This window comes from Streptomyces sp. ICC4, from assembly GCF_003287915.1.
GTDB classification, from domain to species: Bacteria; Actinomycetota; Actinomycetes; order Streptomycetales; family Streptomycetaceae; genus Streptomyces; species Streptomyces tritrimontium.
On record NZ_CP030286.1, the window covers coordinates 4781678 to 4804318 of the forward strand.

Here is a 22641-nt window from a genome sequence, read left to right on the forward strand (position 1 = left end):
TGCCCGGGGACCAGCGCGCACGCGAGCGGGGTGCTTCCCGCTGTTCCCATGGGGTCTGCCGCTCTGGGCGCTGCCGGGACGGCGGGTGGAGCACCGCCTGACGGGAACTTTATGTGCTGGTTTGATTACTGTTTGTGTTCATGGTGATCAGGGCGGTACGCGGGGGCAGCCGACGCCCTGTGTCGTGGAGCGGGGCGGTGTTGACGCTAGCCCTGGCTGCCCTCCTGCATCTGCTGCTCTGCGCTCATGGGCCGATGTCCCCGGACTCGGCTCGCGTAGACACCCTGTCGGCGGAGGCTGCGGCCTCGCCGGGCTGCGGATCGGCCTTCGTACCCTCCGAGCGGTTCGGCGCAGCACAGATGGGCCCGACTGACGGCGACGCCAGCGGATGTGTGGACGCGGATGAACCCACCCTGCGGGCCCCTCGCGACGTTGCGGCGCCGGTGACCGCGGTCGACGGCTCTCCGACGACCCTCGAGTCGGTGCCGGCCGCGGCGCCGCTCGGGTTCGGGGGCGGCCATCCGCCGGGGGTGGTCGGCGGCCCGGGTGTTGTGAGGGGAGACCGGGCGCTGCTCGGTGTATGGCGGACCTGATCGGAGGCTGAGCCGCGCCTGATGCGGTGGGTGCACTTGCCTGCTGCCGCGGCTCTCCCGATCAGCCCCCGGACACCCCAGCACGGCCGCCCGCGCGCCTTCGCACGCGCCCCGGCCGAGGGAGAAGCACGTCATGAACTCCTCTGCTCCGTTCACCCTTTCCGCCTCGCCCGCCCAACTCCTGGCCGAGACCAAGCGCCCCACGCTCACCCCCGCCGGCCTGGTCGGCAACACGCCCACCCTGTGGGTGGGTGAGCCGTTCACCGCCGCCGGGCGGGGATTCTGGGCCAAGCTCGAAGGCTGCAATCCCGGCGGGATCAAGGACCGTACCGCCCTGTACATGGTTCAGGCCGCCCGCGAACGCGGTGAACTCCGCCCCGGCGCACGGATCGTCGAGTCCAGCTCGGGAACACTCGGCCTGGGTCTGGCTCTGGCCGGAGTGACCTTCGGCCATCCCGTCACCGTCGTCACCGACCCCGGCATGGAGCCGCTGATGACCGGCCTGCTCACCGCCTACGGGGCCGACGTCGAGCTGGTCGACGCTCCGCACCCGGTAGGCGGCTGGCAGCAGGCGCGTCGGCAGCGGGTGGAAGAACTCCTCGCCGCCGATCCGGGCTCCTGGTGCCCAGACCAGTACAACAACCCCGACAACGTGACCGCGTACCGGCCGCTGGCCCACGAACTCGTCGCCCAGCTCGGCCGGATCGACGCCCTCGTCGTGAGCGTGGGCACCGGCGGACACTCCGCCGGCATCGCCTCCGTCCTGCGCGATTTCTTCCCCGACCTGCGGGTGGTGGGCGTGGACACCACCGGCTCCACGATCTTCGGCCAGCCGGCCGCGCCCCGCCTGATGCGCGGACTGGGCAGCAGCATCTTCCCCGGCAACGTCGCCTACGACTTGTTCGACGAGGTCCACTGGGTCTCCGCCGCCGAAGCGGTCTGGTCGGCCCGCGCACTCGCCCGCAACCGCTACGCGAGCGGCGGCTGGAGCGTCGGCGCGGTCGGCCTCACCGCCCGCTGGCTGGCCAAGACCATGCCCGCCGAATCGAGGATCGTCGCCGTCTTCCCCGACGGACCCCAGCGCTACGTCGGCACCGTCTTCGACGACGCGTACTGCGTCGCGCACGACCTCCTGGACCACCGGCCCGCCGACGACCCCGAGGAGGTCACCTACCAGGGCGAGAAGACGATCACCCGCTGGACCCGGTGCACCACCGTCCTCGATCCCCTCGGCGCCACCCGCCGGGGCGAGTCGGCCGGAGCGTCCCGATGAAGGCGCTGTGGCGGCAGACCGCCTCCTTCCCACCCGCGGTACGCCTTCTGATGGCCAACCAGTTCGCCATCAACCTCGCCTTCTACATGCTCATGCCCTACCTGGCCGCCCACCTCGCAGGCGGCCTCGGCCTGGCCGCCTGGGCCGTCGGCCTGGTGCTCGGCGTACGCAACCTCTCCCAGCAGGGCATGTTCCTCATCGGTGGCACCCTCGCGGACCGCTACGGCTACAGGGCCCCGATCATGGCCGGCTGCCTGCTCCGCACCCTCGGATTCGGACTGCTCGGCTGGGTCGACACCCTGCCGGCCCTCATCGTCGCCTCCGCCGCCACCGGATTCGCCGGCGCCCTCTTCAACCCGGCCGTGCGGGCCTACCTCGCCGCCGAGGCGGGGGACCGGCGCGTGGACGCCTTCGCCACCTTCAACGTCTACTACCAGGCCGGCATGCTCCTCGGCCCGCTCGTCGGACTCGCACTCCTGGCGGCGGACTTCCGGGCGGTCTGCGCGGCGTCGGCCCTCATCTTCGCCGCGCTGACCTTGTTGCAATGGCGGGCTCTGCCCGACCGCGGAGGCAATGCCGCCGCGGCCGACTCGCCGGAGGGCGTACTCGCGCAGTGGCGGACCGTCGTGGCCAACCGGCCGTTCCTGCTCTTCTCGATCGCGATGATCGGCTCCTACGTCCTGACCTTCCAGGTGTACCTCGCCCTGCCGCTGGCCGCGGCAGACGCCCTCGGTGATGTGGCGGGAACCCGGGCCACCAGCGGCCTGTTCGTCGTATCGGCGGCTGTCGCCGTGGCTGGGCAACTCCGGCTGACGGGCTGGGCGAAACGCCGCTGGACCCCGCGGCAGGCCCTGGTCCGTGGGCTGGCCGCCATGGGAGTGGCCTTTCTCCCGCTGGTGTTCACCCCGTCCAGAGCTCCGTACCTGTCGCTGGTCTCTTTGACGGCGGCAGTGGTGCTCCTCGCCGTGGGCAGCGCCATCGTCTACCCGTTCGAGATGGACACCGTCGTGGCTCTGTCCGGCGACCGCCTGGTCGCCACCCACTACGGGCTCTACAACACCGTCTCCGGCCTCGGCATCACCCTCGGCAACCTGGTCACCGGCGCACTGTGGGACTTCGCCGTCCGCCATCAGGCCCTGTGGATCACCTGGCTCGCCCTCACCGCGACCGGGCTGGGCTGCGCGGCCGCCGTCGCCGTCCTGGCCCGGACCGGACGCCTCACGCCCCAGGCACGTGTGCTCGCCCCGGCCTGAGCGGCGGAAAGCGAACGGCCCCGCCCCCTCCACGTGGAGGGAGCGGGGCCGTCGTACACAGGCACGGGGTGCGAAGTCAGCTGAGTACGGGCGCTTCGCGCTGCGCTGTCGCCTCCGCGTCGGCGCCCACGGCCCGCGTGGCCAGGAGTCGTTGGGCCAGGACTCCGAAGACGATCGCGAACACGAGCCACAATACGACCTGGACGGCCAGCGAGGCGACCCGGAACTCCCACAACAGGGCTGCGGGGAAACCGGGCTTGACCGCGTCGTCGTTCGCCGGCAGGAAGACGAACGCGATCGCAGCGGCAACGACGAAGCCGCCACCGGCGGTCAGCGTCGCGTTCCAGTTGCCCAGGCGCGGAGCCAGCCGCCGGCCCGCGATGATCGCGCCGAGGCCGAGCAGGACGCTGAGCAGGATCATCAGGAAGAACAGCGTGGTGCGCTGCCCGATGGTGTCCGGGTTGCCGACGGCCGGCGGGGTGGCCGGGTACTTCAGGAACGGCACCAGGTAGACGGTCGCGAAGGCCCCCGCCGCGGTGAGCGCCGCCGTCGCGCGCGGGCTGAACTTGCCCACGCGGCCAAGGGCGAAGGAGAACGCCAGGGAGGCGACGCCACCCAGCGCGACCCCGTAGACCAGAACGCCGGTGGCCAGGCCGACGGTCGACTGGACCGGCCGGCTGACCAGTTCTTCCTCCTCGTCCGCAGCCTCGGCCGGAGCGGCGGCGCCGTGTCCGGCATGCGAGCTCTGGGCAGCCGCGGCGGGGTCGGCCTGAGCCTCCTGAGCGGCCTGGGCCTCCTCCACAGCGATGGAACCCCGTACCGGGGGCTCACCCACCACGTAGGCGACGGCGAAGGCGAACAGTCCGGCGATCAGACCCGCGAGCATGCCGCGGACCAGCAGTCCTCTGACAGTAGAGGCGTACATGTGCGTGCCTCTCAGTGGCAGGGGAAGCCGAGCAGATGACGACCGTCGTGCACCCACTCGTGCACGCCTTCACCGGAGAACACGGCCGTGGCGCCCTGTTCGGCACCGACGAAGTACAGGGCGACGAGCATCAAGAGGCCGACGAAGACCGCCCAGGGCAGTACGGCGCGCACGGGCAGCGGGGCCGACAGGGAGTCGGAAGGGGTGGGTATGGCAGCGGAAGCGACAGCCTCGGCCATGATGGAACCTCCTCGGGGAACACGCGTCCCATACGGTGGTGCAGGACGACGGTCCTCGGGTCTGACTCGCCGCGATGCCACCCCGGAGGATGTCACCGCAGCACACAGTGGCGCGACCATGCCGGATTCACACCGGACTTCCGTCTCGCCGTCGTCGCTATGTCTAAATGTCGCCGTGACGCTACCCTGCGCTCCGCTTTCGGCCAAGGGCGTGAGTCCCTGATCACAGGAGCACGCTGCGACGATGCCGTGCGCGCCCGCGCCCCCTCGAGCGCCTGTCTGCCGTGCCGGGACGTTAGCCCAGATCGATGTGGACGCTGGTGGACTTGACCCGGGCCACGGCCTGGACGCCGGCCTCGAGTCCCAGTTCCTCCACCGCTTCCCGGGTGAGGAGGGAGACGACACGGTGGGGGCCGGCCTGGATCTCGACTTGGGCGGAGACCTTGCCGAGCGTGACTGCGGTGACGATGCCGGGGAACCCGTTGCGGGCTGACGTGTGCGGCTCCTCGTCGGCCGCCTCCTGGGCCAGTTCGACGCAGAACGCCGCCAGGTGTTCGCCGGAGACCATCCGCCGGGTGCTCTCGCGGAAGGTGGGGAAGCGGTCGACGTCGGCCCACCGCCGGGCGGTGTCGACGCTGACGGATGCGATCAGCGACAGCAGGGCGTACGTGGAGGCGCCGACGACGGAGGTCACGAAGGTCGACGCGAGGGCGGCGGGGGCGACCTCGGAGACCGGTACGCCGCGGCCGACGAGGATCGGGCCGAGCAGGGGGCCGCCCCCGATGCCGTAGATCCCGCCGACCGTTCCCACCACCAGTGCCAGGGCGCCGGTGGCCCGAGGGGACGGTGGCTTGGCCGTTCGTCGTCCCGTAGCCGGTCGGATGGTCCGGGCGCACAGCCAGACGCCGAGCGGAAGCAGCAGGGCCGCGATGAACATGCGGAAGACGGTCGGACCGGGGACCGCGAACACCCGGATCGCGGCCCCTACGACCACGCCGGGAACGGTACCGACCAGCAACAGGCGGGTCAGTGGCCCGCCAAGCCGGCCACTGCGGGCGTGCCGCAGCAGCGCACCCGGCCCGGCGACCACGTTGTAGAGAGGGTTGGTGGGCGTCACGGACGGAGAGGGCACTCCCAAGACGCTGACCTGAACCGGCAGCAGGAACACCGCACCGGACACCCCGACCGGGGCGGTCGTCATCGAGATGACCAGCCCGGCCGCGAACCCCAACAGCCCTGACGACCACGTCACTGGATGCCCCTCCGTAGATCACCATTCGAGTATCAGCGGGATCTGTCTCGCGAAGCCGGGGTGCCCGGCATCTGGTCTGCGCGGGCAGTTCCCGATGGCGCACCAGGTGGAGCGCGTGGCCGAAGGCGACTACTTCACGCAGCCAGGCCGACGTCGAGGATTTTGGCGGCTTTGCCGATGGAGCCGGGCATGAGGTGGCGGTAGATCTTGAAGGTGATGTCGAGGCTCTTGTGGCCCATCCATTCGGCGACGTCGGTGATGGGGATGCCGTTGGTGAGGCAGTTCGAGGCGAAGAAGTGGCGGAGGCTGTAGATGACCATGCCCTCGGGGATGTCGACCTCATCTGTGCGCTTGACGCGCTGCCACTGGTTCTGGAGGTAGTAGGCCAGGTAGGGCCTCGTGGGGTCCATGGGGTGGCGGAGGAGGTAGCCGTCGACCGTGCCGTGCTTGTCCGCGTACCACTCGATGGTTTCCCGGACGCGGGCCGGGAGAGGGACGTCGCGGTAGTCGGTCGCTTTGCGGTGTTTGAGGCGGCCGTAGGTCTTGGTGGTCTGGTTGACCTGCTCGGTGATGCGGTAGATGTCGCTGGCGACCAGGTTGTTGAGGTTCACGGCGAAGGCCTCGCCGTTGCGCATGCCGCAGCCGCTCATCAGGTCGGCGATGAGGAGGAACCGGTCGTCGCCGGCGGTGCGTATGTCGCGGAGGCCGGCGCACGACGTTGTGGGCAGTCGACGAAGCGCGGTGTTGAAGCCGCCGCGGTCGCGCCAGCAGGGGGCGCCCCCATGCCCGGCGGGGTGACCAGCGGGCGCCCACTCCATGCATCAAACCCGGCGAGGGCGCTGTTTGGGGGCCCAGGTGTGTCCCCTGTGGTAGCTCGGTCTACTGGCTGGCACGCCCACTCGTTGAACCGGTCAGGCCTTCAGTCGAGGGAGTGACTCACCAGGAGGTTCTTCGTCTCCTGGAGGTACAGTCATCGCACCCACGCTGACCAGCGAAAACTGTGGTGCGTACGGTTCGTTGGAGGCAACTGGTCCGGAAACGGTCCGGATCCTGGTGCCCGCCGCGCCTGCGAGGGTTCAGGCCAGGCGGGTAGGGGCATGGGTGGGGCCGGCTGGTCGGGTCGCGGCGTGCGACCTGTCTTGAGGTCCATGCCAGCCATGCCTCAGCCTCGGTCAGGGCGGGGGCTGGTGGCAGGTCGTGCACCTGAGTGGGGACCGGCGGTTGGAAGGGGCGCCTCGTCATGTGCTGCCACGCTCGTGGACTCTTGCCTCGGGATGCCGAAGCTGTGCCGTACCTGCCTGGCGTACACCCGAGGGCTACGCGCGACCGGCGCGTCCCGCGCCACTACCGTCACGCCATCCGTGCGAGCGGTGTCCAGGACCGTCCCGGTGATCACAGCGGGTTGGTGCTGTAGCGACCGGATCGTGGTGCCCAGTCGTAGGGGCCGCGCATGACCGTGTGCAGGGCGTCGCGGAGGTAGCGGTCCAGGGCCATGCCGGCAGGGGCGTGCAGTTCGCTTTCGAGGCTGCGGAAGCGTGCGATGCGTGCGTGCAGCATGCCCAGCACGCTGGTGGAGGCGTCGTCGCGGTCCGCCCCGTCCGTGCGCTGGAGGATCAGCAGGAGGTTGTGCGGGTCCGCACCGGATTCCTCCTTGGAGAGCGAGTAGAGGTCGTTGTGGAGGGAGTCGATCTCGGCGGCCAGGGTGCGCAGAGCTGTCACGGTGTCCGAGGCGAAGAGGGCGGCGGGCAGTTCGTAGTGGCCGATCCGTTCGGCGAGGTCGAGCGTGGGCTGCACGCCGATGGTGTCGCGGCGCAGTCCTAGGTACTCGTCCACGGTGAGCAGGGTGCCGGATTGCCGGTTGGTGGCTTCCTGGACGTGCCCGTAGAGGTACGCCCGCCAGTGCGCGGCGGCCCGCTCGCACCAGGACGGTGACATGCCCTCGCGGCTGCGCAGCCAGAGGTCGTGGAAGGCGCGGGCGAGCGGTGGTGCGTCGGGGGCGGGGTGCTGGTCCAGGGCGGCGGCGACCACGTCGACCACCGTGCGGGCCTGTCCGGGGTCGTCGCCGGCCGGGCCGTCGAAGGCGTCGTCGAAGCAGAAGAACCAGCTCATCTGGTCGACGCCCAGGGCCAGGTCCGGCCCGGTCGCGGCCGGGTGGAAGCGGGCGGCGAGTTCGGCGTAGTGGCCGCGGGCGTGGCGCTCGGCGGCCGCGTCGGTGGGGAGGAGGCCGAAGGACCGGGGCCACTGCAGGTGTTCGGCGGCCGCGCGTGCGGCGTCGGGGCTGATCCGTGCGGGGAACGGGAGGTGGAGGCCGGCGTCGCTCCGCGTGCCGCCGCTGCGGGTCTGCGCGGCGCGGGGCTGCGGGGACATCTGCAACAGGCTCGGGACCAGTACGGCCCCGGGCACCTCGCGGGGCGGCTGCTCGGAGAGCGGGACCAGGCGCCAGCGGGCGGCGACGGTGGCGACGACCGTGGCCATCTCGGTGAGGGCGAAGTGGTCGCCGATGCACTTGCGGGGGCCTGCGCCGAACGGCAGGAAGGCCCAGCCGCGCGGGTCGGCGGTCAGCCACCGGTCCGGGTCGAACTCCATGGGGTCCGGGTACAGGCCGGGGTCGCGGTGGATGGTGAGCGGGCTGAACAGGAGCTCGGTTTCCGCGGGGATCTCCACTCCGCCGAGGACGACGCCGGGGCGGGCGGGCTGGCGCATCAGGATCCAGGCCGGGCTGCGCAGCCGGAGCGTCTCCCTGACCAGGTTCTGGGTGAAGACGAGCTTCGGCAGGTCCTCGAAGGTGACGGGCCTCGATCCGAGGACCTCGTCGAGTTCGGCGTGGAGCCGTCGCTCGATGTCGGGCCGGGAGCCGACTTCGTGGAAGAGCCAGGTCAGGCTGGTCGAGGCGGTCTCGATCCCGGCGGCCATGACGGTCATGACCTCGTCGTGGAGCTGGTCCGGGCTCATCGGTTCCCCCGTGTCGGAGTCGCGGGCGGCCATCAGCATGCCGAGGAGGTCCGCACGGGGCCGTCCGTCGGCGAGGCGCTCACGGATCAGCCGGTCGACGACCTTGCGCAACTGGGTGCCCGACTCCCGGAAGCGGCGGTTTCCAGGGGTGGGGAGGCGGTCCAGCCAGTCGACGGGCGAGACCACACGCCGCATCAACTCGTGCACGTAGGTGGGCAGCCAGCGCCGGATGAGGCGCACCTCCTCGTTGCCCAGGGCGCTGCCGAAAAGGGCCTTGGCCACGGCCTCGCTGCCGATCGCGTACATCTCGGAGGCCACGTCGATCGTGCTGTCCGGTGTCCAGGCCTCGGAGTACGTGGTGGCGCTCAGGCGCATGACGCCGGTGTAGGAGTTGAGCTTCTCTCGGTGGAACGCCGGGATCATCAGACGGCGCTGGCGGCGGTGGAAGTCACCCTCGGAGTTGGGCAGTCCGTTGCCGAGGAAGGGGCGGGACTTCTGGAAGTAGCGTCCCTTCTCGTAGGAGACCGCGTCTGTCACGAGCATCTCCCGCAGGAGCGCCGGCGAGTTCACGGCGTACACGGACAGGTTGCCGAGCCGGATCTCCACCAGGTCGCCCAGGGGTCGGATCGACTGCAGTACGCCGATCGGGTCGCGCAGCAGGGCCAGCGAGTGCCCCACCAGGGGCAGACACCCGGGAGCGGTGGCGACCGTTCGGGGCGGCAGGTATGCGGGGGCGTCCGTAGTCACGTTCTCGTCCTCAGGGGTTGCGCGTTCCCGCAGCGGTTCGAAGGCGCCGGCGCGGTGGTTGCGGGCGAGCGGGCACTCCGGCGGCCCGTTGGCCCTGCCCCGTCGCCCACAGAGAGCCAGGCTAGGTTTGCCCGCCATCAGGACGGAATGCGCAACCGTCCGGGCTTCCTGCGCGAGAGTCCGCCACGGCGGGCGGCCCGTGACCGGGCTCCCGCGCAGGGAAGCCCGGACGGGCGGGCTGGTCACCCGCTCGTCGGCCCGACGGCCTCTCGTCCGCCGGTTCTGTGGACTCTCACGCAGGTATCGCGGACGGGCGAACCCATTGAGCCGCAGGACCACTGCCGCCTCGTGGCTACCATGAGCGTTTGATCGGTAGCTTGCTGTAACGGAGGCGTAATGTGCGGTCCAATGTCCGGTAGGGGGCTCGAGCAGGGGACTTCGGTCGTGGGGCTCGATGAGGTCACGTCGAGGCCCACGGTCTTCAAGTGCATGGGCCGCAGCTACAGCGCGGCACGAGCTGACGGCGAGGTCGTCATCCAGGACGTCACGGACATCACCCATCCCCTTCCCCTGGGCCGGGCCGAACCGTGTGCGGACACCCTCTGGAGCGTCCGCACTCCCCGGGGTCTGCTGGCCGGCCGTACGGACGGGACGCTCCAGGCGGTCGCGGCGCTGCGCGGGGTCTCCTGGCCGCCCCGCGACCCCTGCCCACAGGGCGGGTAGGGGTCACGGGGGCGGGCCGACGGTGCTGCTGGAGGCAGCGCCGGCGCGGCGGTCGGCTCAGTTTGCCCGTACGGCTTCCCGGTAGCGGCGCGGAGCCACTCCGGTGGTGCGTTTGAAGGCGTTGCTGAAGGCGCTCTCGGAGCCGTAGCCCAGTGCGGAGGCGATGGCCGCCACGGGGGTGTCCTCCCGGCACAGGGTGTGCTGGGCCAGGCGCATCCGCCAGGTGCACAGGTAGGTGAGGGGCGGGACGCCCGCGACCTCCTTGAAGCGCTGGGCGAAACTGGTGCGGGACATGGCCGCGGCGCGGGCGAGTTCGGTCAGGGTCCAGGGGCGGGCCGGGTCTCCGTGCATGAGGCGCAGGGCGGGGGCGACGCGTTCGTCGGCGAGGGCGCGCAGCCAGCCCACCGGGTAGGTGTCGGCGCTCGCGTCGGTCAGGAAGACGCGCAGGACCTGTACGAAGAGCAGCTGCGCGAGGTGCTCCGCCGCGAAGGCGGCACCCGGAGCGGCCGACCGCATCTCGTGGAGGGTCTGGTCCATGAGCCAGCAGGCCGCGGGCGCCTCGGCCGTGGTGGCACTGACGTGCATCAGAGGTGGAAGGGCGCTCAGCAGCAGGTCCCTGCCCGTGGTGTTGAGATCGATGTGGCCGCCGATCGTGACGGCGTCCCGCCCTTCGTCCCCGGCGTGGAAGAATGTCTCGGTGGTCGCCCGGAGCACGGGCAGCGCGTCGATCGGCGGCACGGCCGGGTCACTCGCCAGGGTGTACCGGCGGTCGCCGGCGAAGACGGCGATGTCGCCGGCCTCCAGGCGGACGGGGTGTTCGACGCCCTCTATCACCAGCCAGACGACACCCTGCATCACGGCCTGGATCTTGAGCCGGCCCGGCGCCGGAAAGGCCAGTGCCCAGTCCCCGGCGGCGATGAGTCCGCGGGACAAGGCGCAGCGCGCGCCGGTGAGTTCGAGGGTCTCGGTGATGGGATCTCCCCAGGTCGCAGACGTGGGGAGGGGTGCGGACGGCGGTGCGGTCAGCGGTGCGGCCATGAGCGGACTCTCGCGCAAGTCGCGCGGACGGGCAAGCATTCACATGTTGTTGGACACCCATCACGATGGGTGACAGGGCACTTCCCCGGGCGGGGTCCTTGTCCCGGATCGCCGCCGCCGGTTGTGCGGTCGGTGCCTCAGCGTCAGGAGGTCGTGCTCATGGGCGGATTCCAGGATCGCGACAAGGTTCACCTGGACGAGGTAGTGCTACCGACGGCCGAGCGGCGGACCTTCGCCGAACTCGCGGTGAAGGGCCAGGCGACGCGACCGAGTCGGCGGACCAGAGCTGATGCGGTCCGGTGCCAGCGGAATCCCGGGCCGTGGGGCGCCGGCCCTTCCTCGGCCGACGGCCGCGCGGTCCGCTGCTCCTGTCCTCTCGGTGGAGGCCTGCCTGGAGTCCGTCCTCGACGGCTGCCCTCCCCGAAGGGGTGCGGAGAGGGCGGCGCAGCCTCCGTCGCGCGGGATGGTTCAGCTACAGCCCCTCTTGCAAATGAGGGGCGCGACAGTGCCGAGGGACGTGTTGTGGGAGGCGCGTCCGCTCAGCACGACGTGCGTGGTGCCCGGCGACGCCGACGGCACGGCGAAGCTGCTCGGCGCCGCCGCCAGCGCTCCGGCCGCGAACAGCGCGGTCACTGCGGCTGCGATCAGTTGCTTGCGCATCATCGCTGCTCCTGTCTGTTAATCCCCGAGGTGGGTCTCGATGCCCTGCCTCACCACGGTAGGCAGGAGGGATAGCAGGCGTGAATATTCGAACGTCCGCAAAGGGTGCGCGAGAGTCCAGGACGGCCGGGGCCCCGGCCACGCAAGGAAACAGGGTGATCCCACATGCTTCAGCCGGTGATTCTGAACCCGCGGTCCTACGATCCCGCCGAGTTCGACCCGGAGACCCGACGGCTGCTGAGGGCCGTGATCGACTGGTTCGAAGGGCGCGGTAAGAAGCGGCTGGTCGAAAGCTACGCGTCATGGTTCGCCGAATTCCTCGCCTTCGCAGGAGAACAGGGCATCTTCGCGCACTGCCTGATCCCCTCGGCCGCCGATGGAGGCAACGGGCGCTGGGACACCGCCCGCAACACCGCCTTCAACGAGGTCCTCGCCTTTTACGGCATCAACGGCTGGTACACCTGGCACGTCACCATGCTGGGCCTGGCCCCCGTCTGGCAGAGCGGCAACGCGACAGCCCGCCGCCGTACGGTCGAACTCCTCAGGCAGGGCCACTCGGCCGCCTTCGCCCTGTCGGAGAAGACCCACGGAGCCGACATCTACGCGACGGACCTCCTCCTCACCCCCACGGCCGACGGCGGGTTCCGCGCTAGCGGCTCGAAGTACTACATCGGCAACGGGAACGTGGCCGGCATCGTCACCGCCTTCGGGCGCCGCGCCGACGTCGAAGGCCCGGACGGCTACGTGTTCTTCCTGGCCGACAGCCGCCACCCGAACTACACGGCCGTCCGCAACGTCGCCAACGACCACCTCTACGTCGCCGAGATCAGCTTCGACGACTATCCCGTCACCGCCGACGACATCCTGCACACCGGCAAGCCGGCCCTCGACGTCGCCCTGAACACCGTCAACATCGGCAAGTTCAACCTCGGCACCGCCGGCATCGGCGCCTGCGAGCACGCCTTCCACGAGTCCCTCAACCACGCGCACACCCGCATGCTCTACGGGCGGCGCGTCACCGACTTCCCGCACATCCGCCGGATCTTCAGCGACGCCTACCTCCGCCTGCTCGCCATGAAGATGTTCACGAACCGCGCCGTCGACTACATGAGGTCCGCGCAAGAGGACGACCGCCGCTACATCCTCTTCACGGCCATGTCCAAGACGAAGGTGACCACGGAGGCGGAGCAGGTCGTCACCCTCCTCTGGGACGCCATCGCGGCCAAGGGCTTCGAAGCCGACACCCACTTCAACTGGGTCGCACGCGACCTGCCCGGCCTGCCACGGCTGGAAGGGACCGTCCACGTCAACATCACGCTGATCCTGAAGTTCCTGCGCAACTACCTGCTCGGCGACGCCCCCTACGACCCGGTGCCCTCCCGGACCGACGACCGAGACGACGGCTTCCTGTTCCGGCAGGGCTCCACCGGCCGGCTCGGCGAGGTCCGCTTCCACGACTGGCGTCCCGCCTTCGACCACTTCGAGGACGTGGCGAACGTGACGCGCTTCCGGGAACAGGTCGAAGGATTCCGCGAGCTGCTGGCCACCTGCGGTCCGGATGCCGGCCAGCGAGGAGACCTCGACTTCATGCTTCCGATCGGCCGGCTGTTCATGACCGTCGTCTACGGCCACCTCATCCTGGAGCAGGCCCGACTGACCGGACTGGACCGGGGTGTCCTCGACCAGATCTTCGCGCTGCTCATCAGGGACTTCGCCGGTCCGCTCACCGAACTCCACGGCAAGCCCGGCACGACGGACCAACAGCGCGAGCACGCCCTCGCCTGCCTGCGCACCCCCGCCCACGACACCGAACGGACCCACGACCTGTGGCAGGGCATCGAAGCGATCGCCGGAACCTACGCGATGCGTCCTTGATCCACATCCGGAGTACACGCAGCGCGGAGCCAACCTCTGCCCATGATCCGTCCCAACAGGAGCCCGAAACCCGTGAAATCCTTCCAGCCCGTCACCTCGGTCGCCGTGATGGCCGCGGTCCTCGGCGGCGCCACCCTGTTCGGAGCCTCCGCTCCGGTGAGCGCGGCGCCCCTGGCCACCTGCCGCGACGTGGTGGCCCGGACCAAGGGGGACCTGAGCAACGCCGGTGCCCCGACGAACGCCAACGACTGGCAGGCCGTGCGCGCCGCCGCCCAGCGCTTCCTCAACAGCCACCCCTGGGGCAGCCCTGGAACCCAGGCTCTTCAACGGGACGTCAACGAACTGGGCGAACTGTGTGCCCCGTAGCTCCGCAGAGGCGGGGCCGCTCAGGTGGCCGATCCAACGCGGGCTTGCTCCCTCGCACGTCTGGAACGGAAACCATCGTTCTCGTTTAGTGTGGGGGGATGCCTCGCCTGACGGACGAGCGCCGGGAAGAGCGGCGCCGTCACATCCTCACCAGTGCCTGGACCTGCTTCTCCGCCAACGGTTTCCACGCCACGTCCATGGACGATGTGATCGCCGCGACCGGCATGTCCTCCAGCGCTGTCTACCGGTACTTCCGGAGCAAGGACGACCTCATCGACGCCGCCGCGGACGAGGCCATGACCCTCGTGCGGAGCCTGTTCGACGGACTGCTGGCACAGCGTCCCACCGCGTCACCGGCGCAGGTCGTTGCTGCGATGGTGGGTGAGGTCCGGGACCGGGACGCCCAGTCGGAGTACGACCTCACGCGGATCGCCATCCAGTCGTGGGGGGAGGCCCTGCGCAGGCCGGACATGGAGGAACGCACCCGGGCCTTCTACCTCGGCGTGCACGGTCGGCTGGAGGAGCTGGCCCGGCGCTGGTGCGAGGAGGGCCAGGTCCCCGCGGACGCGGATCCCCGGGGGATCGCGACGGTCCTGATGACCCTCATGCCGGGACTTCTCGTCGGTCGGCACCTGGTGGCACCCGTGTCCGCGGAACACCTCGTCGCGGGCCTGTCCTCCCTAGGCTCGGCCTCCTGGGACAGCTGACGTGCCGGTGGAGCGTCCCCCGAACGGGGGCGCTCCACCGGCACGAGCTGTGCCCCGCTCAAGCGCGGGGGTTCGGTCGTTCCGTGGCCGCGCCGACGGGGGGCCCGGTGCTCAGCCAGGGGGAGTCGTACTCGATGCGCGAGCGGTCGAGCCCGTGGGGCTCGGTCGTGTAGAGCCGCAGGCGCAGCCCGTCCGGATCGGGTACGACCAGCACCCAGCCCACCATCGCGACGACCGGCGGTGAGTGGGGGACCCCCAGGCCGTCCAGGTGCGCGATCCATTCGTCCACGGCGGCGCGGTCCTCGACGGACAGGGTGAGGAGCTCGTTCCCGTCCAGGGCGCGGGCTGTCGCCGGGTCCAGGCGCAGCTCCAGCCGACAGGGCAGGTGGGGGACCTCGAGGACGACGGAGAACAGCGTCCCGTCGGGGCGGCGGTGGTCCAGTGCGCTCACCCGGCCGGCGCCCAGCACGGCGCCGTACCAGCGGGCGCTGCGCTCCAAGTCGCTGACGCACAGCTTGAGGTGGTGGAGGCCCCGGTGTGCCGGGGTATTCGATGTGGTCGTCAGGGTGCTCATGCTCAGACCAGCCCGTCGGCGAGGAGCGCGGCCGTGCGGTTTACGGGTACGCCGCGCCGCCACAGGCGGGCGATGTCCCGGACCGCGGTGATGTCGACCAGGGGGTTGCCCTCGACCAGGAGGAGGTCGGCGCGCAGCCCGGCGGCGACGCGCCCGCGGTCGTGGAGGCCGAAGGCGTCGGCGGGGGCCGTGGTGGCGGCCGTGAGGGCCTGGGCCGGAGTGAGTCCGGCCGCGACGAGGAGGGCCAGCTCTCCGTGGTAGCTGATGCCGTGCGTGGTGGGGTGGCCCGCGCCGCCCGTGCCGTCGGTGCCGGCCAGCAGCGGGACCCCGGCCCGGAACATCCGCAGCGCGACGTCGGCCGCGTACCGGGCGTCGACCGAGACGGGCCCCACCCGCACCTCGTCCTCGCCCGGGCCGTCGGTCCGCATGCGCTCGATCTCCTTGAGCCACTGGGGGTCGGCGTAGGGCCGCAGGCGGGGGTCGTCGACGAGGGCGTACTCCGCCGGGGTTTCGGTCGTGCCGGTCAGCGAGGTCAGCGTAGGTACGACGAACATGCCCCGGGCTGCGGCGTCCTCCACGAGGGCGTCGTCGGAGGGCCCGTCGGCGGGGGCGTGGGCGAGGCCGTCGACGCCGCAGTCGACCGCGAGACGGGCTGCCCGGCGGGTGAGGGTGTGGGCGGCGGTGCGCAGCCCGTGCTCGTGTGCGGCCCGTACCAACGCGCGGATCGTCTCGGGGGACAGGACGGGCATCGGCGTGCCGATCGCGGTGCCGTCCTCGATGAAGATCTTGAGGTGGTCCGCCCCGTCGGCGACCCGTGCTGCGACGAAGGCTTCGGCGTCCTCGGGGCCGGTGACGGTGGGGAAGGGGTCCATCAGGCCGAGTTCGACCAACTGGCTCGGGTGGCCGCCGGGTGCGGTGGCCCCGGTGGTCGCGATGCGCAGGTCGGCCAGGTCGTCGCGCTCGCGCGCGGCCTCCCGTACCGCGCGGACGACCGAGGGCGTACCGCCCATGTCGAGCTCGGTGGTGATCCCGAAGAGGAGTGCCCGCCGCAGCTGTTCGGTGTCGGTCGTGTGGGTGTGGGCGTCGATCAGCCCGGGCAGCAGGGTGCGGCCGCTGCCGTCGACGACGGTCGCTCCGGCCGGTGTGCCGAGGGCGGGGCCGACGGCGACGATCACGGGGCCGTCGATGAGGACGTCCTGGGGGGCGTGGAGCTCGGTGCCGTCGAAGACGGCGACGTTGCGGATGAGAGTGGGGGCGGAAGCAGAAGTCGACATGTCCTTGTCTCCTTTGAACAGCCGGATCATCGGGTGGACGGAACGGGCAGGGGCAGATGCTGGGCCAGCTGGCCAAGAACCTCGGCCGGTTCGGCCGGTACTCCGTGCGCGGCGAGGTAGCCGTCGGGGCGCACCAGCAGGGGAGTGCGTAGTCCCGGTACGTGACACACGGACAGGACGGTGCCCCGCTGTCGCTCGTCCTCCGGTTCACTCCGGCCGGGTAGGGCCAGCGTCCAGCGCAGGCCCGCTTGCGGGACGGTCAGGGGCGAGACCCGGTCTCCCGCACGTGGGGAGCCGTGGCCGGGCTCCTGCGCGTAGCCGATGTCGAGCTGGGCGAGCTTGGCGGTGATCCAGTCGAGGACACCTGTTCGCGGCTGCTGCAGCCGCGAACAGGTCGTTGCGCCGCTGTCCGGCGGCCGGGTCCCTGAGGGTGGCAATTCTGGCGAACTGGCTGGTGAAGGCGACCAGTTCGGACGCGACCGGATGCCGCTCGTCGTGGTAGCTGTCCAGCAGTTCGGCGGGGGCCGCTCCGGTGAGGACGGCGTGCAGCTTCCAGGCCAGGTTCCCGGCGTCCTGGATGCCGGTGTTCATGCCCTGGCCACCGGCCGGGCTGTGGGTGTGCGCGGCGTCCCCGGCCAGGAGGACCGGACCGGCCCGGAACCGCTCGGCGACCCGCTCCTGAACGCGGTACGTGGAGGCGGACACCACCTCCGCCACTCGGATGCGCCCCGCCACCGGCCCGCGTTCGGACACCAGCCGCTCGATGTCGGCGGCGCAGGGCGCGGCCGAACCCGGCGCGGCGGGAGTCACGATGCGGTGCTGTGCGCCGGCGAGCGGCGAGAGGAGCAGCATCCCCGCGGAGGAGAGGAAGAAGGTGGTGTCGTGCTCCCCGAGGCCGTTCGGCCCAGCATCCAGGCGGACGTCGGCCAGGGCGAACACCTGCTCAGGCGCCTCTCCGGGAAAGCCGATCGCGGCAGCTGTCCGCACGGCGCTGTGCAGACCGTCGCAGCCCACCAGGTAGCGCGCGGAGACCGATCGCAACAAGCCTTCCGGGTCGGCGATCACGGCGGAGACCCCGGGAAAATCGGGAGTGAAGCCGAGAAACCTGTAACCGCGGTGCACCCCGCCGCCCAGCTCCCGCAGGCGCCGCAGCAGATGCTCCTCCGTCGTCTGCTGGGAGGCGAGCAGGACGTAAGGGTAGGGCGTGTCCAGATCGGCGTAGGAAGCGTGCAGCAGCGTGTGCTCCCGGTCGTGGACGCGGAACCCGGGCCCCCGCTCACCCGCCGCCACGAGGTGTTCGGCGACGCCGATCCGGTCCAGGTATTCGAGGGAGCGGGGCTGGAGCGCTGCCGCTCTGCTGCCGGTCTGCACGTTGGTGTCGCGGTCGATGAGAACGTGGTCCACGCCCAGCTGCCGCAGGCTCGCGGCCAGGGTCAGCCCCACGGGGCCCGCGCCGACGATCAGAACATCTGTGTGCGGTGGGAGGGGAGTGGTGATGGGCGACGCAGGCATGACGCCTCCTCGTCGTGCGGGATTCCCTGTGAGATCCGCAGGAGACCCGCCACATCAAAGAGAAACGAGCGTTTTCGTTTCACTGTGAAGCTAGCACTGGAGGAGGCGTAACGCAAACGTACGTTTCTATTTGGCGTGGTGTGGCGTCGGCACCTGTGGCGCGGTGGGCGTCAGACCTCGTTGTTCCACATGCGGAACACCGTGCACTTCCCGTGGCTGCCGAAGGTGACGGTCCACAGGTTGGCGAAGGTGCCGAGTTCCGTGTAGCGCCCGGTGCCTTCGATGGCCGCGGTGTCCCCGTTGATCGCGAGGAGGGACCACTCGAAGTTCCAGCCCCCTTCCTGCCACCCGGCCCGGCCGCGCCACCCCTCGACGATCGCCTCGCGGCCGATCCAGTCCGTCGCGTACGGCCACTCGTGGTACTCGGCCTCCGGGGTGAAGAGGGCTGCGATGTCCTTGCGACTGTTGGAGGTCCAGGCCCGCACGTATCCCTCGACCCATGCTTCCACCTGCTGCTTCGTCACCATGACGTGTCTCCGTACGACGTGTCTGCGTGGTCCGCCGGCTCAGCCCTGGGCGGTGGGTCGCACGACGATCTCGCTGACGTCGACCTCGTCGGGCTGGCTGATGGCGTAGTCGATCGCCGTGCCGATGGCGTCAGCGGGCATCGCGATCTTCAGCATGTCCTTGGTGGCCTCGCGCACCGCCGTGTCGCTGATGCCCTCGGCCAGCTCGCTCCTGGTCAGTCCGGGGCTGATCACGGTCACCCGCAGGTCGCGGCTCTCCTGCCGCAGCCCCTCGGACAGGGCCCGAACGGCGAACTTGGTCGCGCTGTAAACGGCGGCGGTCGGGTCGACGCGGTGCCCCGAGACGGAGGCGATGTTCACGATGTGGCCGGAGCCCTGCGTGCGCATGAGGGGGAGAACGGCGGCGATGCCGTGCAGTACACCGCGCACGTTCACGTCGATCATGCGGTTCCACTCGTCGACCCTGAGCGCGTCCAGCGGAGAGAGCGGCATCACGCCCGCGTTGTTGACCAGGACGTCGACCCGGCCGAACCGGTCCTGCGCGGCGTCGACGAAGGCCCGCATACTGTCCAGGCTGGTCACGTCCAGTTCCCGGTGGCCGGCCTCCCCGCCGCTGCGCCGGATGTCCTCGGCGAGGGCAGCGATACGGTCCGTGCGCCGGGCTCCCAGCATCACCCGGTGCCCCGACGCGGCCAACCTCTGTGCCGTCGCCTCGCCGATCCCACTGCTCGCACCGGTGACCAGTACGACCTTGCCTGCAGGAATGGGCGGGACGGTCATGAGAACCCCTTCGATGAAGCCGGCGGCTGCCGGACCGGGTGGTCGTCCACCCCCCTCTGATCCTGGAGGTGATTGCCCCGGGCAGGCAGGGCGGAGCTTCCTGGGTGCGCCACTCCCAGGAACGCGCCGCGTACGATCGAGGCATGAGCGGGTACGAACTCGGCGATTTCCTGCAAGCGCGGCGCTCCCGTCTGAAGCCTGCGGAAGTGGGCCTTCCGACCTACGGACACCGCAGGGTCGCGGGGCTCCGGCGCGAGGAAGTCGCCGTGCTGGCCGGTGTCAGCGCCGACTACTACACGCGGCTGGAGCAGGGGCGCGAACGCAACCCCTCCGGCCAGGTCATCGACGCCATCTCGCGGGTACTCCGCCTGAACGCCGACGCCCATTGGCACGCCTACCGTCTTGCCGGCCTCCTACCGGCGCTCGAGGCCGCCGAGGAGTCCGACGAAGTGGACCCGGCTCTGCTCCAGCTCATGGAGGCGTTCCCCGCCGCGGTCGCGTACGTCATCAACCGCCGCCTCGAGGTGCTCGCGGCCAACGCTCTGGCCGATGCCCTGCTCTCGCCCCTGGCCGACCGCCGCCGTGTGCTGCGCTCCCTCTTCCTCGACCCCGCCGCCCGAGAGCTCTACGCAGACTGGCGTGAGGTCGCGCAGTGCTCCGTCGAGGCCCTGCGCCTGGCTGCCGGACACCATCCGGGGGATCTCCGGATGGCCGCCACCATCCAGGAACTGCGCGGCGGAAGCGAAGAGTTCGAGCAGATGTGGCTACGGCACGGCGTCAGCTCTCTCGGCCTCAGATCCAAGACCTTCAACCATCCACGCGCGGGTCGGCTCACCCTCACGTACCAGTCCTTCGACATTCAGAGCGCCCCCGGCCAGCACCTGCTGATCGGGACCGCGGAGCCGGGCAGCCCGGATGCTGACACCCTCGCCCTCCTCGGCTCTTCCCCGCGCACGCTCGAAGGCAGCGGAACGGGACGAGGGTGATGCGTCTGGGCTGCCAGACGACGTGACGCATGTCGCTGCCGTGGCTCGCCCTGGGGGTTCCGGTCGTCCTGACGCTCAGTGGTGGGAACTCAGTAGGCGTCTTCGGTGCGGGGAGCGGGGCCCAGCCCTCGGGGATGCCGTGGTCCTCCAGCCAGTCGGCGAGCCCGTCCTCCCGGTCGGAGGCCTCGATGGGGCTCAACACCGGCGCCTTGGCGACGCGTTCGACGGTCCGTTCCTGGATCTCGATGCGTTCGGCGATCGCCTCGCGTGGATAGCTGCCCTGGGAGATGTGCGCCCGCTTCTGCCGCACCTTGCCCACGCGTTCGCGCCGTGTGGCCGGGGCCCGGACGGCCGGCCCGGCCGTCGCAGCGCGTGCCGCGGCCCGGCGGTCCGGTCAGACGCCGGGCGGACAAGCCCCGCTGGGGGGTCCGGCTCGCGGCGGGGCTGTCGGTGGTCGTCCTGGGCTCCGGGGCCCTGGGGCACGCCGTGATGACCGGGCTGGACACCGGGATCGAGCGGGTGGACCCCTTCAAGGACATGAAGAACCGCCCGCAGGCCGGGCACGGGGTGAACTTCCTGCTCGTCGGCACCGACGGCCGCGACAAGATCACCGCCGAGGAGAAGCGCGAGTACAAGCTCGGCGGGGCCCCCTGCCACTGCACCGACACCGTCATGCTGGTCCACCTCTCGGCCGACCGGACGCGGGCCAGCGTGGTCAGCCTGCCCCGCGACAGCTACGTGGAACTGCCCGCGCACCGGGACGAGGCCGGCCGCAAGCAGCACGGGGCCCACCCCGTGAAGCTCAACGCCGCCTACGCCGAGGGCGGGCCGAACCTGACCGTGCGCACCGTCGAGAACATGACCCGCGTGAAGATCGACCACTACCTGGAGGTCGACTTCACCAGCTTCATGAAGACCGTCGACGCGATGGGCGGCGTCGAGATCTGCACCGCCAAGACCATGCACGACCCCAACACCGGCCTCGACCTGCTCCCCGGCACCCACCGGCTCAGCGGCGGCCAGGCCCTGCAGTACGTGCGCTCGCGCCATGTCGACGGGGGCTCGGACCTCGGCAGGATGCAGCGCCAGCAGCGGTTCATCGCCGCCCTGATCAAGCAGGCCACCGGCGGCGGGGTGCTGCTCAACCCGGTCAAGTTCAAGGAGGTCAGCTCCACCCTGCTCGGCTCGGTCCGGGCCGACCGGGGCTTCGGCTCGCAGCAGATGCTGGCGCTCGGGCAGGCGATGCGCGATTTCACCCCGTCCTCCTCGGAGTTCGCCTCCGTGCCCCTCGGCGACGCCTCCTTCCGGGTCAAGGGCCTCGGCTCCACGGTGAAATGGGACGAGGCGAAGGCCGCGAAGCTCTTCGAGGCACTGCGCGAGGACCGGCCGATGGCCCCGGCCCGGGCGCCCGCCCCCGGCCGGCCGGCGCGGACGCAGCCGGCGGTGCCGGTGGACGTGGCGCCCCGGCAGGTCCGGGTGCAGGTGGAGAACGGCACCCGGATCGACGGGCTGGGCACCCGGGTGGACTCGGCGCTGCGCGCCACCGGCTTCGACACCACCCGCGCCCCGGGCAACGGCGCGAGCCGCGAGGTCAAGCGCACGGTGATCACGTACGACCCGCGCTGGGACCGTTCGGCCCGTACGGTGTCCACCGCGCTGCCCGGCAGCGAGCTGCGGGCCGTGCCGGGGCAGGGGCGGACCGTCGTGGTGATCGCGGGCGCCGACTACCGCAAGGTGGTGCCGGTGCGCGCGGAGGACCCGTACCAGGGCGAATTCGGCGTGGTCACCGGCGACCAGGTGGTCTGCGGGAAGTAGGACCGCCCGCGGGCGGCGGCTCAGAGCTCGTCGAAGCCCTGGGCGGCGCGCTGCTCGCGCAGCTCCATGATCGCGCGGCGGCGGGCCAGGCGGTGGGTGCGGCGGATCTGGGCCTCCTGGTAGCGCCGCTCGTCCTGCTCGGTCTCCGGGAGCACCGGTGGGACCTGGCGGGGCTTGCCCTCGGCGTCCACGGCGGTGAAGACGAGGTAGGCGCTGCCGACCTGGGTGGCGGGGGTGGACTCGTTCCACCGCTCCGCCAGGACGCGTACGCCGATCTCCATGGAGGAGCGGCCGGTCCAGTTGCACTGGGCCTTCACGTGGACGAGGTCGCCGACCCGGACGGGGGCCAGGAAGGCCATCTCGTCCATGGACGCGGTGACCGCCGGGCCGCCGGAGTGGCGGCCGGCCACGGCACCGGCCGCGTCGTCCACCAGCTTCATGATCACTCCGCCGTGCACGGTGCCGAGGAGGTTGGTGTCGTTGGCGGTCATGATGTGGCTGAGGGTGGTGCGGGAAGCCGAGGTGGGCTTCCCCGCCGGCTCGCCCGGTATCTCTGTCATACGGCCACCT

Annotated in this window: 21 protein-coding genes and 2 pseudogenes; 8 read left to right on the top strand and 15 right to left on the bottom strand. The window is 70.9% G+C overall.

Annotated elements, in window-relative coordinates; genetic code table 11:
- The first annotated feature begins 726 nt into the window (after positions 1 to 726).
- Positions 727 to 1866 carry a PLP-dependent cysteine synthase family protein gene (locus tag DRB89_RS22205; protein WP_112448778.1) on the top strand — a complete coding sequence of 380 codons (1140 nt, stop codon included), beginning with the start codon at positions 727 to 729 and terminating at the stop codon, positions 1864 to 1866.
- Entirely contained in the window at positions 1863 to 3119 is a 1257-nt protein-coding gene (locus tag DRB89_RS22210; RefSeq protein ID WP_112448777.1) for an MFS transporter, read from the top strand. The genes DRB89_RS22205 and DRB89_RS22210 overlap by 4 nt, the downstream gene beginning before the upstream one ends.
- Positions 3120 to 3195: 76 nt before the next feature.
- Here the strand turns inward: DRB89_RS22210 and DRB89_RS22215 are convergent, their stop codons facing one another.
- The 6 genes and pseudogenes from DRB89_RS22215 to DRB89_RS22240 form a co-directional block, all read right to left on the bottom strand.
- Complete coding sequence (locus DRB89_RS22215; protein ID WP_112448776.1) at positions 3196 to 4044, bottom strand: CbtA family protein; 849 nt, start codon at positions 4042 to 4044, stop codon at positions 3196 to 3198.
- A gap of 11 nt (positions 4045 to 4055) precedes the next feature.
- Positions 4056 to 4283, bottom strand: coding sequence for a CbtB-domain containing protein (locus DRB89_RS22220; RefSeq protein ID WP_112448775.1), 228 nt, complete (start codon positions 4281 to 4283; stop codon positions 4056 to 4058).
- 295 nt (positions 4284 to 4578) lie between these two features.
- Positions 4579 to 4944, bottom strand: coding sequence for a TOBE domain-containing protein (locus DRB89_RS22225; RefSeq protein WP_239516830.1), 366 nt, complete (start codon positions 4942 to 4944; stop codon positions 4579 to 4581).
- Positions 4933 to 5535 (bottom strand): annotated as a pseudogene (locus DRB89_RS22230) (TSUP family transporter); the annotation flags it as partial. The gene DRB89_RS22225 and the pseudogene DRB89_RS22230, both read right to left, overlap by 12 nt.
- A gap of 134 nt (positions 5536 to 5669) precedes the next feature.
- Entirely contained in the window at positions 5670 to 6353 is a 684-nt protein-coding gene (locus DRB89_RS22235; protein WP_239516282.1) for a tyrosine-type recombinase/integrase, read from the bottom strand.
- A gap of 574 nt (positions 6354 to 6927) precedes the next feature.
- Entirely contained in the window at positions 6928 to 9234 is a 2307-nt protein-coding gene (locus DRB89_RS22240; protein WP_162688683.1) for a cytochrome P450, read from the bottom strand.
- A gap of 444 nt (positions 9235 to 9678) precedes the next feature.
- On the opposite strand from DRB89_RS22240, the gene DRB89_RS43090 reads away from it, so the two are divergent.
- Positions 9679 to 9957 (top strand): hypothetical protein, encoded by a 279-nt coding sequence (locus tag DRB89_RS43090; RefSeq protein WP_162688684.1) that lies wholly within the window; start codon positions 9679 to 9681, stop codon positions 9955 to 9957.
- 57 nt (positions 9958 to 10014) lie between these two features.
- On the opposite strand, the gene DRB89_RS22245 is transcribed toward DRB89_RS43090, so the two are convergent.
- A complete protein-coding gene (locus DRB89_RS22245; protein ID WP_112448773.1) occupies positions 10015 to 10995 on the bottom strand; it encodes an AraC family transcriptional regulator in 981 nt (326 codons plus the stop codon).
- 468 nt (positions 10996 to 11463) lie between these two features.
- On the bottom strand, positions 11464 to 11658 hold the full coding sequence (locus DRB89_RS43095) for a hypothetical protein (RefSeq protein WP_162688685.1): 195 nt from the start codon (positions 11656 to 11658) through the stop codon (positions 11464 to 11466).
- Positions 11659 to 11820: 162 nt separating this feature from the next.
- Between DRB89_RS43095 and DRB89_RS22255 the strand changes: the two genes are divergently transcribed.
- The 3 genes from DRB89_RS22255 (at position 11821) to DRB89_RS22265 (ending at position 14603) form a co-directional block, all read left to right on the top strand.
- Entirely contained in the window at positions 11821 to 13530 is a 1710-nt protein-coding gene (locus DRB89_RS22255) for an acyl-CoA dehydrogenase (RefSeq protein ID WP_112448771.1), read from the top strand.
- A 72-nt stretch (positions 13531 to 13602) separates the two neighbouring features.
- Entirely contained in the window at positions 13603 to 13896 is a 294-nt protein-coding gene (locus DRB89_RS22260) for a hypothetical protein (RefSeq protein WP_112448770.1), read from the top strand.
- A gap of 98 nt (positions 13897 to 13994) precedes the next feature.
- Positions 13995 to 14603 (top strand): TetR/AcrR family transcriptional regulator, encoded by a 609-nt coding sequence (locus DRB89_RS22265; RefSeq protein WP_112448769.1) that lies wholly within the window; start codon positions 13995 to 13997, stop codon positions 14601 to 14603.
- 58 nt (positions 14604 to 14661) lie between these two features.
- Here the strand turns inward: DRB89_RS22265 and DRB89_RS22270 are convergent, their stop codons facing one another.
- The 5 genes from DRB89_RS22270 to DRB89_RS22290 all read right to left on the bottom strand — a co-directional run bounded on the left by DRB89_RS22270 (position 14662) and on the right by DRB89_RS22290 (position 19270).
- Positions 14662 to 15177: a VOC family protein gene (locus DRB89_RS22270; RefSeq protein ID WP_112448768.1), complete on the bottom strand. Its 516-nt coding sequence runs from the start codon at positions 15175 to 15177 to the stop codon at positions 14662 to 14664.
- Between the two features lie 2 nt (positions 15178 to 15179).
- Positions 15180 to 16451, bottom strand: a complete 1272-nt coding sequence (locus tag DRB89_RS22275; protein ID WP_112448767.1) for an amidohydrolase family protein — start codon at positions 16449 to 16451, stop codon at positions 15180 to 15182.
- A 207-nt stretch (positions 16452 to 16658) separates the two neighbouring features.
- Positions 16659 to 17963 (bottom strand): FAD-dependent monooxygenase, encoded by a 1305-nt coding sequence (locus tag DRB89_RS22280; RefSeq protein WP_112448766.1) that lies wholly within the window; start codon positions 17961 to 17963, stop codon positions 16659 to 16661.
- A 170-nt stretch (positions 17964 to 18133) separates the two neighbouring features.
- Positions 18134 to 18490 (bottom strand): nuclear transport factor 2 family protein, encoded by a 357-nt coding sequence (locus tag DRB89_RS22285; protein WP_112448765.1) that lies wholly within the window; start codon positions 18488 to 18490, stop codon positions 18134 to 18136.
- 39 nt (positions 18491 to 18529) lie between these two features.
- Positions 18530 to 19270, bottom strand: coding sequence for an SDR family oxidoreductase (locus DRB89_RS22290; protein ID WP_112448764.1), 741 nt, complete (start codon positions 19268 to 19270; stop codon positions 18530 to 18532).
- Positions 19271 to 19413: 143 nt separating this feature from the next.
- Between DRB89_RS22290 and DRB89_RS22295 the strand changes: the two genes are divergently transcribed.
- Positions 19414 to 20256: a helix-turn-helix transcriptional regulator gene (locus DRB89_RS22295; protein WP_112448763.1), complete on the top strand. Its 843-nt coding sequence runs from the start codon at positions 19414 to 19416 to the stop codon at positions 20254 to 20256.
- A gap of 121 nt (positions 20257 to 20377) precedes the next feature.
- Here DRB89_RS22295 and DRB89_RS44775 read toward each other — a convergent pair.
- Positions 20378 to 20608: pseudogene (locus DRB89_RS44775) on the bottom strand (histidine kinase); the annotation flags it as partial.
- A 20-nt stretch (positions 20609 to 20628) separates the two neighbouring features.
- On the opposite strand from DRB89_RS44775, the gene DRB89_RS22305 reads away from it, so the two are divergent.
- Positions 20629 to 22071: an LCP family protein gene (locus DRB89_RS22305; RefSeq protein WP_112450075.1), complete on the top strand. Its 1443-nt coding sequence runs from the start codon at positions 20629 to 20631 to the stop codon at positions 22069 to 22071.
- A gap of 20 nt (positions 22072 to 22091) precedes the next feature.
- Here DRB89_RS22305 and DRB89_RS22310 read toward each other — a convergent pair whose 3' ends face one another.
- On the bottom strand, positions 22092 to 22631 hold the full coding sequence (locus DRB89_RS22310; RefSeq protein WP_112450076.1) for an acyl-CoA thioesterase: 540 nt from the start codon (positions 22629 to 22631) through the stop codon (positions 22092 to 22094).
- Positions 22632 to 22641 lie beyond the last annotated feature (10 nt).